The 7,061-nt window shown below is 72.9% G+C and carries 8 protein-coding genes; 3 read left to right on the top strand and 5 right to left on the bottom strand.

All coding sequences use genetic code 11. The features are described from left to right. On the bottom strand, positions 1-2,396 hold a 2,396-nt coding region (locus SSNG_RS42705), incomplete at its 3' end, for a serine protease (RefSeq protein WP_007268700.1). Positions 2,397-2,427: 31 nt separating this feature from the next. After that, a complete protein-coding gene (locus SSNG_RS43140; RefSeq protein ID WP_050780032.1) occupies positions 2,428-2,955 on the bottom strand; it encodes a CU044_2847 family protein in 528 nt (175 codons plus the stop codon). Between the two features lie 400 nt (positions 2,956-3,355). Here SSNG_RS43140 and SSNG_RS34960 point away from each other — a divergent pair, with 400 nt between their 5' ends. Both SSNG_RS34960 and SSNG_RS34955 read left to right on the top strand, forming a co-directional pair. Continuing rightward, positions 3,356-3,607 carry a hypothetical protein gene (locus SSNG_RS34960; RefSeq protein WP_128637626.1) on the top strand — a complete coding sequence of 84 codons (252 nt, stop codon included), beginning with the start codon at positions 3,356-3,358 and terminating at the stop codon, positions 3,605-3,607. Beyond that, a complete protein-coding gene (locus SSNG_RS34955; protein ID WP_206731428.1) occupies positions 3,604-4,674 on the top strand; it encodes a hypothetical protein in 1,071 nt (356 codons plus the stop codon). The genes SSNG_RS34960 and SSNG_RS34955 overlap by 4 nt, the downstream gene beginning before the upstream one ends. Before the next feature lie 597 nt (positions 4,675-5,271). Here the strand turns inward: SSNG_RS34955 and SSNG_RS34945 are convergent. Genes SSNG_RS34945 through SSNG_RS34935 form a run of 3 tightly spaced genes read right to left on the bottom strand, consistent with a single transcriptional unit; the run spans position 5,272 to position 6,234 of the window. Continuing rightward, positions 5,272-5,544 (bottom strand): hypothetical protein, encoded by a 273-nt coding sequence (locus SSNG_RS34945; protein WP_007268695.1) that lies wholly within the window; start codon positions 5,542-5,544, stop codon positions 5,272-5,274. Then, the gene (locus SSNG_RS34940; protein ID WP_007268694.1) at positions 5,541-5,828 is read right to left on the bottom strand and encodes a hypothetical protein; all 288 of its coding nucleotides are present in this window, start codon (positions 5,826-5,828) and stop codon (positions 5,541-5,543) included. Before SSNG_RS34940 ends, SSNG_RS34945 begins: the two co-directional genes overlap by 4 nt. 19 nt (positions 5,829-5,847) lie before the next feature. Further along, positions 5,848-6,234: a hypothetical protein gene (locus tag SSNG_RS34935; RefSeq protein WP_007268693.1), complete on the bottom strand. Its 387-nt coding sequence runs from the start codon at positions 6,232-6,234 to the stop codon at positions 5,848-5,850. Positions 6,235-6,546: 312 nt separating this feature from the next. On the opposite strand from SSNG_RS34935, the gene SSNG_RS34930 reads away from it, so the two are divergent. Further along, positions 6,547-7,032, top strand: coding sequence for a hypothetical protein (locus SSNG_RS34930; protein WP_007268692.1), 486 nt, complete (start codon positions 6,547-6,549; stop codon positions 7,030-7,032). Positions 7,033-7,061 lie beyond the last annotated feature (29 nt).

Raw genomic sequence — 7,061 nt, 5'->3', positions numbered from 1 at the left:
GAGGAGCCCGGAGCGCTGGGCGACGGCCAGGTTTGGGGGCGGTGTGGCCATGGCGCGGCTCGTTCGCGCAGGCCGGGCCGGTACGCGACCTCGGCCAGCGCGCGCAGGGCCGTGCCCCGACGGGTGTTCCAGCCGTGCGGGCGGTTGAGTGCGAGGGCCAGGGCGGTGGTGGGCTCGTCGTGCCGGACGGCGCGGGTGGCCCACAGGATGCTGCGGGACTCGTCCGCGTTGCGCCGGGCGTGCCAGGCCTCCTCCTGCGCGCGGTCGAGCCGTTCGGCGCTGGCCCGTACGTATTCCAGGGCGGGTCCGGCCATGAGGGCGGGGCGCTGTACGCACCAGGCGCGGGCGGCATCGGTGGTCGACTTGGGCAGCAGGAACTCCTCCCGGCGGTCGTGGCCGGTCCAGAGCTGGAACGCCGGTGCGAAGTCGGCCGCGTACCAGTCCGAGAAGGCCCGGTGGTAGCGGACCCAGTCGGTGAGGCGGGGCCAGGCCTCGATGAGCGCCTCGTGGGCGATCTCCACGGCGGGGCGGCCGCTGACCGGGTCGCCGCGCAGGACGAGGAGCCGCTCGCGTACGAAGGTGGCGACCACGGAGCGTGCGACGGGGTCCCATTCACCGAGCCAGGCGCGCCGGGCGGTGAGGGCGGAGGCCGAGGCGTCGCCGATCTGCTCGGCGGCGACGAGGCGGACGAAGACGGCCGGGGCCGCGTCCCGTTCCTCGTCGGTGAGCTTGTCGCGCCAGGTCTCCTCGGCGGCCCGGTACACGGCCCCTGCGACCCCCTGCGCGGGGTTCACCTCCGCCGGGCCGTCTGCGCCGCCGGGGCCTGCGGCTCCCCCGCTCCCCAGGGCGAGATAGCCGTCGAGGCTGAGCACGCCGGTGTCGGCCTCGGTCTTCCAGAGCTGCTTGAGCGTCAGTTCCAGCAGGGGCAGCGCGCCGGGCCGTCCCCGTACGTCGGCGATCAGGCGGTCGGCCAGCTCCCGCTGCACCCGGCGCAGCTGGAGGCGGGCGGGTTCGACGATGGCCTGGCGGAGCTCCTCCGCGGTCATGGGCAGGACGGTGACCTGGCGGCGTGTGAGGGCGTCGGCGAGGCCCGCGTGGCGCAGGGCGCGGCCGTAGAAGTCGGCGCGCAGCGCGATGACGACGACGGTGCCGTGGTCACGCAGCGCGAGGAGGACGTCGGTGAAGTGGTCCGCGGTCCGCTCGTCGGTAGCGGCGTACAGGCGCTCGAACTGGTCGACGAGGAGCAGCAGTCCGGCGGGTACGGCCCGGGAGAGCGCTGCGGCGGCCTCGCCGGGCGGCATGCCGCTCAGCCGCTCCGGGACGGTCTCCGGCGGCAGTGGGCGGGGCTCCTGCGGCGGGCCGGGGTCCGGCGGGCAGCCCGGGCCGAACGCCGCGGCCAGGCGAGCGAGCGCGGCCCGTCCCTCGGCCGTCACGGCGCCGGGGGTCCGCCCGTCCCGGGGTTCCGAGGCGGGGCGGCCGGCGGCGAGGGACCGGACGAGCGCGGGCAGCGGGTCGGTGCCCGCCACCATGTCGCAGCGCAGCCGGCGGCCGAGGTCGCCCGAGGTGCCGGTGAGGGCCTTGTCCAGTCCGGCGTGGAGCAGGGAGGACTTGCCGGAGCCGGAGTTCCCTACGAGGACGGCCCTGCGCTCGCGGGCCAGCGTCCGGGTCAGCCGGCGTACGGCGTCGTCGCGGCCGAAGTAGAAGCGTGGGTCCTCGAAGGCGTCCAGCCCGAGGTACGGGACGTCCTCGGGCAGTCCCAGTTCGGGACACCGGGCACGGATGGTGGTGACCGGCCCCATGAAGGCCGTACGGGTCAGCCGGATGCCGGGGTCGGCCGGCACCGCGAAGCGCCCCCTGTCGCCCGCTCCGGCGACGACGTGGCGGACCCCGATGATGCTGGTGACCATGCCCACGGCCACTTCGTGTTCGTCGTCCCAGACGGGTGCGCCGCTGAAGCCGAAGGTCACCTGGTCGCTTTCCAGCACGTGAACGGGGTGTCCGTTCTCCGTGGTGGAGCCCGGCACGACGAGGCACCGGCCCGAGAGGCCCTCGACGGGCTTCGCCGCGGGGAACCCGAAGGTGCGCAGCTGCCGGTCGGCGGCCGTGTCGAGGGCGCCGAGCAACAGGGCCGCTTCGGCGGGGGCTTCGGGGACGCGGAGCACGGCGACGTCCTCGGCGTCCGGCTCGCCCCACCACTCCTCGACGACGGTCCCCCGCCAGCGCGCCCCGTCGGCGTGCCGGACGAGCGCGATCTCCCGTCCGGGACCGGACCCCGCGTCCACGACCACGTGGGCGCAGGTGACGACGAGCCCGGCGGCCGCGATGAAGCCGGCGCCGCAGGTGGCGCCGTCGTCGCCGACCACGCGGACGATGCCCTCCCGGAGCCGGTCGGTCATGCTGGTCCCCTCCCTCCGCCGGGTCGCCGTGCTACGCCGTGTCCGGTGCTTCGCTTCCGGGTCCCCGCTCCCGTCCGGGATCGGGGGCGAGAGCGGGAGCGGGAGCGGGAGCGGTTTCGGGAGCGGGAGCGGTTTCGGCTCCGGCTCCGGCTCCGGCTCCGGCTCCGCCTCCGGGGTCCGGGGCGGGGCCGGCGGTATGCCCGTCGCCGCGCGTGCCGGCCGCGTTCCAGACCAGCCTGACGCCGTAGTTCATCTCGCCCGCCACCTTGCTGATGACGAAGTTCCCCGCCTCCCCGCTGGCTTTGAGCCCGAACGTGATCTCCGCCTGGTCCGGGGGCACCTCAAGTCCCCGGACGGCGTTGACGAACACCCGGGCGTGCACCGCGAGGACCTGGCCGACCGCCCGCTCGAAGGAGTCCTGGGCAACTGCGACCCCGTCCTGCAGCCGCCCCCTGAGGCCGACCTTCTGGACGCCGGAGAACCCAGACAGGTCCTCCTTCTCGCTCTCCAGGAACACGGTGGTCCCGTCGGAGTCCTCGAACCGCAGATAACTGGCCATCGGCTCCCCCTGTCGGCGGTGGGACCATGCTATGAACGCCGGGGCGGCCGGGGCAGGGTCCCGGAGGCTCGGCCAACCGGCGCCCGGTGGTGCAACGGAGCGCACCGGGGGCGCACGGAGCCGAGCGCGCCGGGAATTCGCGATCACACACGACTGTCGCGGATGGCCCCGAGCTGGAACCGCTTCCACCCGGGCGTGGGGCGGGTGGTTGACGGAGAAATCTTTGGTCGTCCTCGCATCTCCCCCGGCGCCCTAATCTCCCTGTGGCAGCGCTTACTTGAATGCTCCACTATGCGTCCCGAGCAGGTGCGCCCCCGGTACGGCGGTGGTTCAGTGGAGGAAGAAGCAATCCGCAATCAGGACTCGGGGGCGAGGGAAACAATCGAGGGAGGCCGTGACCATGAACGGCTTCAAGCTGGGCGAACCTTTGGACCAGAGCCGTGAGGGTTTCCACAACGTGGCCCCGCCCGTGGTGTTCAGCACCCAGGCGACCGGATTCGTGGAACTGAAGACCCCTGAGGAGCTGCGTGCCTGGGAGGTGGCCCTGCGCACCACCACCGGCATGGAGATCTCCGCCGAGGCGCTGGCCGGCCACACCTGTGAGACGGGGTGCGGCCCCAACTGCTGCTGCGACAAGTGCGACGCGGCATGATCCTTGCCCTGTCGTACCACGAGGACCTGCACGCCATCGCCGTCCAGCTCGCCGTCCGCGCCCGTGGCGAGGAGTTCCACATCGTGGAGTGCGACTCGGTGAGCGGCAGGCCGGGCCTGTCCTGGGAGCTGGCCGGAGTGCTACCGGAAGACGGCTCGGGCTCCGGCTCGGGCTCGGGCTCCTCGGCCACCGTGCTGACGTCGGAGGGCCGGACGGTGGCCCCCGCCGAGGCGGAGCTGCTGTGGTGGCGCCGCGCACGGGCGGACCAGCTCACCATGTCCGGCGTGACGTCGGGTGACGGGGAGGTCGGCGCGCAGCAGGTCACCCTGGTGAACAACGACTGCCGTGGAGCGCTGGCGGGCATCCTGGCCGCCTCGTTCCACGGCGAGTGGATCTCCCCGCCGGAGGCGACCGACCGGGCGGGGGACAAGGTCTACCAGCTGTGGGTGGCCCAGCAGTCCGGTTTCCGCGTGCCGCGGACGCTGATCACGCAGTCGCGTGACGAGGTCGTCGACTTCACGCGCGAGGTCGGGCGGGTCATCGTCAAGCCCGTCGTGGGGGCGCCGGGCCCCTCCCTCCTCACCCAGTGGATCGACGACCCGCTGTCGCTGCCCGCGGAGTCCTTCGCGGTGTGCCCGGCGACCTACCAGGAGTACGTTCCGGGGCGGCACCACATCCGGCTCAACTGCTTCGGCGACCGGATGTTCGCGGCGCTGATCGAGACGGAGGAACTGGACTGGCGGCCCGACCTCCGCGTCCCGATCAGGCGGTGGCCGGTCCCCGAGGACCTGGCCCGCCTGGTCCGCAGGACCCTCGACCGGCTGGAGCTGCCGATGGGGGTGATCGACCTGAAGCTCACCCCGGAGGGCGAGCCCGTCTGGCTGGAGGTCAACCCGCAGGGGCAGTTCCTGTTCCTGGAGCCGATCACCGGCGAGCCGCTGACGGAGCACTTCGCGGACTACCTGGTCGACACCGCGACGAAGACCGCAGGGGCTGCGACGCCTGTGGCGGACGCGCCCCCCACAGCGGCTGCGACGCCCGTGGCGGCGGGCGGCGGCCGCTACTGATCAGCGCCCGCACAACACGCGGCAGGCCGTGCCATCCCGCCCTCGGGGTGCTCCTCACTCGTCCGGCCGACGGCCGTGCCGTGGTCGGAGCACCAGGACCTGCGGCTGACACCGGCGCTGGTCGCCGAGACGCACGCCGCGCTGGGTCTCGGCCAGATGGCCGCCCGACGCGAGAAGGTCTCCCGCTGGGAGTCGGGCCGCACCATACCCGAGCACTCCGCGCAGCTGGCGATGGCGCACATCCACCACGTCCCGGCCACTGAGGTGTGCCGCCTGGGATGGCCCCACTGGCTGTACCTGGCCAGGCAGCCGGGCCCGCGGCTTCGACCCTGGGCGCGACGAAGGGCCGCTACCCCGGAGGGGACGACGGCCCTTCAGCACCTGTGGTCTACGGGGCGGGGGTGAACTCCGCCTTGGCGTCGCCGCAGCCCGCCGCGATGTCCACAGCCTCTGCTGCTCCGTGTGTTGCGGGTGGGGTGTCAGAGCGTGCGGCGGCGGGGGGCGTCGGCGGTAGGGGAAGCGGACGGTTCCGCTGACGGTGCTGGCGGTCAGGTCGAGGTCGTCGGCTGGGCCTGATGGGTGGCGGTGGTGGCGGGGCTAGCCGGTGGTCTCCAGCCACGTGATGCGGGTGATGGTGAGGGACTCGGGGTCTGCGGTGTACCACTCCACGATGACGGGGGCGCCGGGCACGGCGGTGTCGTGGACGTCGCCCCACTGGTCGGTGGGGGTGGCGCCGGGCGGGACGGTGCCGACCTCGTGCGCGGCGGTGATGACCGGCAGGAACCGCACGACGGTGGCGAACACCTCGGGGGCCTTGCCGGCCATGACGCCCAGGACGGCGGCGGCCTGATCGCTGAGGCCGTGGCTCACTGGCCGTTCCCCAGGGCGGCGAGGACCTCGTCGAGGGAGCGGACGCCGGTCCGGTCGCCGGAGCGGAGGGCGGCGACCTGGGCGCGGTCGGTGTCGGTGCGGGTGGAGTCGGCGATGGCCCGCAGGTACCAGCGGTCCATGACCTCCAGCATGTCGGCGCCGGCCTGCGCGGCCAGGAGTTCCTCGAGGAACGTCCCCTTGCGGGTGGGATTGAGGGCGGCGGCGATGGCGTTGGGGGTGCGGGGCAGGGGCTCGGGCTCACGGTGCTGGGGCAGGGCGCTCACGGATGGTGCTCCTTCCGGATCAGGCGGCGGCGGTGGCGTCGTCCTCGGCGGACGGTTCGACGGTGATGGGGGCCCGGTGCTGGGCGGCCTTGGTGGTGGCGTGCAGCGTGACCGTGACGGATCCGGCGAGGTACGCCGCGATCAGGGAGTCGATGACGAGTGAGGTGCGGCCCTCGCCGCTCTCGGCTTCGGCGCGGGCGAACACGGTGTCGTCCAGGGCGACGACCACCCGGCCGCGGCCGGGTTCCCGGGCGGGGCGTTCGGGGACGGCGAGGGCGACATGGCCGTCGAGGTATGCGGTGAGGAGGAGTTCGAGGAGCTGCGAGGGAGTGAGGAAGGCGTCCGCGTCGGCGATGCGCCGGTAGTTGGCCTTGTGCAGCCAGAGGTTGCGGCGGGTGCGGGGCATGCGCGGGGCTCCTCGGTGGGGCTCGGGTGCCGACCGGTGTCGTCTGACGAAGGTAGCGGAGACGGGTTAGTGACACCTACCCATTTCACTGACACGGCTATGCGTCAGTGTCTGCGGCGTCGGGTGAATGGGTCCGCGGCGGTGGTCCGTTCCTCCGCGCGTCGGCCCCGATGTGGTCCAGCGGCCGTCGGTGAGAAGGCCGGGCGGGACCTCGTCGACGATGCGGCCGGTCTCCCCTGTGGCGGGGCCCCTGTCTCTTTGGTCAACGAAAACGGGGCTGCGTTGGGTCGTGGAGCCGGGCAGCATGGCGTTGTGGCTGATCTGCTGTGGGATGACGTGAGCTGTTTCTTCGACCCTGACCTCTTTGGGTCGCTGCCGGACGTCCGGGTGCCGGATGCCTCGGTGGAGGACTGGCAGGCGGTCCTCGATCTTGTCGAGGCGAGGGGCTGGAAGTGTCAGTACTCCGAAGGCGGAACCGTGCTGCCGGTGCCTCGGGCGGAGAGCGTGCTGTCCCGCCCGGCCGACGCCGAGTGCGCGGACCTGCGGGTCTGGCCGGTTGCCGATGTGCTGGCGATCTTCCGTTTCCATGACCACGAGGTCATAGACTTCGACGTTGACCTCTGGGAGTTGCAGGGTCAGGAGCGACTGGATGTGTTCTGCGGCTTCTTGCGGGAGATCGGGCGGCGGTTGGGCAAGCCGGTCCTGATGGATCCGGAGGGCGATTACGGCCATCCGGTGCTCGGATTCGATGTCGAGGCCGACCGCGTCGTCCTCCTCGCTGAGCCGCTGGTCACGTGATCGCGGCCGTGGGCCGGGATTCAGGGCCC

The sequence above is a fragment of the Streptomyces sp. C genome, assembly GCF_000158895.1.
Taxonomy (GTDB): Bacteria; Actinomycetota; Actinomycetes; order Streptomycetales; family Streptomycetaceae; genus Streptomyces; species Streptomyces racemochromogenes.
The sequence above is the reverse complement of the archived record's forward strand: the minus strand, read 5'-3'. Positions and strand labels throughout refer to the sequence as shown.